This window comes from Streptomyces albidoflavus (assembly GCF_000719955.1).
In the GTDB taxonomy this organism is placed as follows: domain Bacteria; phylum Actinomycetota; class Actinomycetes; order Streptomycetales; family Streptomycetaceae; genus Streptomyces; species Streptomyces albidoflavus.
On sequence record NZ_JOII01000087.1, the window covers coordinates 1 to 1,251 of the forward strand.

General features: G+C 69.1%; 1 protein-coding gene. It reads right to left on the bottom strand.

Annotated features, from left to right (window positions below; all coding sequences use genetic code 11):
- A partial coding sequence (locus IF45_RS0131030) for an IS30 family transposase (protein ID WP_030310947.1) occupies positions 1-1,206 on the bottom strand: 1,206 nt, incomplete at its 3' end.
- Between the last annotated feature and the right edge of the window lie 45 nt (positions 1,207-1,251).

Sequence of the window (1,251 nt, forward strand, 5' to 3'; positions counted from 1 at the left end):
GAGACGCTCGGCTGGGGTTTCCCAGCCGAGCGTTTTGCGTGGGCGGCTGTTGAGTTCGGCGGCGACGGTGTCCAGGTCCTCGCGGCTGTGGCGGGCCAGGTCGGTGCCCTTGGGGAAGTACTGCCGCAGCAGGCCGTTCGTGTTCTCGTTCGAGCCGCGCTGCCAGGGACTGGCCGGATCGCAGAAGAAGACCGGCATGTCGGTGGCGGTGCTGAACTGCCGGTGCAGGGCCATTTCCGAGCCCTGGTCCCAGGTGAGGGAACGTCTGAGCTGGGCCGGGAGGGTCGAAACGGTCTGGACGAGGGCGTCGCGGACCTGAGAGGGCAGGCGGCCGTCGGGGAGGTGGACCAGGGTGACGAAGCGACTCGACCGTTCGACGAGGGTGCCGATCGCGGACTGGTGGGTCTTGCCGATGATGAGGTCGCCTTCCCAGTGCCCGGGTATCGCACGGTCGGCAACCTCGGCGGGACGCTCGCTGATCATCACCATGCCGGCCGACATGCGGGGCTGGCGCTTGTAGGACTGGCGGTGGGGCCGACGCATCACCCGCCCGGTTCGCAGGGCCTGGGTGAGTTCGCGGCGGAGTTCTCCACGGCCCTGAACGTAAAGGGCCTGGTAGATCGTCTCGTGGACCACGTGCATCTCCGGCCGGTCGGGGAAGCGTGCCCGCAGAGCCTGGCAGATCTGCTCAGGGCTCCACCGGCGTTGAAGGTGGTCCTGGATGAAGTCCCGCAGTTCCGGGTTCTGGCCGATCTTGCCCGGCTTCGGGCGGGGCCGGCGGGCATCCGCGCGGGACTGGGCGGCGTGCGGCCGGTAGGCCCAGCCGCTGCTTCGCCACATCGCTCCGTTGCGCCGGACCTCCCGGCTGATGGTGGAAGGACTGCGGCCCAACTCGGCCGCGATGGTCCGGATCGATGCCTTCTCCCGCAGCCGGTCGGCTATGTGAATCCGGTCCGCTTCCCGCAGAAACCGGGAAGGGCCATCCTGCCCGCCGGGACGCCGGACCGGCAGAGCACCCTTCTTGGCCCCGGTCGCCCGACGGCCGTTCCTCCACCGCTTCCCGGTCATCCGGTTGACGCCGACGATCCGGCACGCTTCCCGGCTGCTCACGCCCTGGCCCATGAGCCGGAAGTATTCCTCCCGCTCACGGACCAGAGCCTTTCGCCCCTGCGGACGCCCCCGGTTCCCCCGGATCTCGAAGTCCATCGCACCCCTTCAACTGGGGTGTTGCAACGACCACTAGAACGGAAG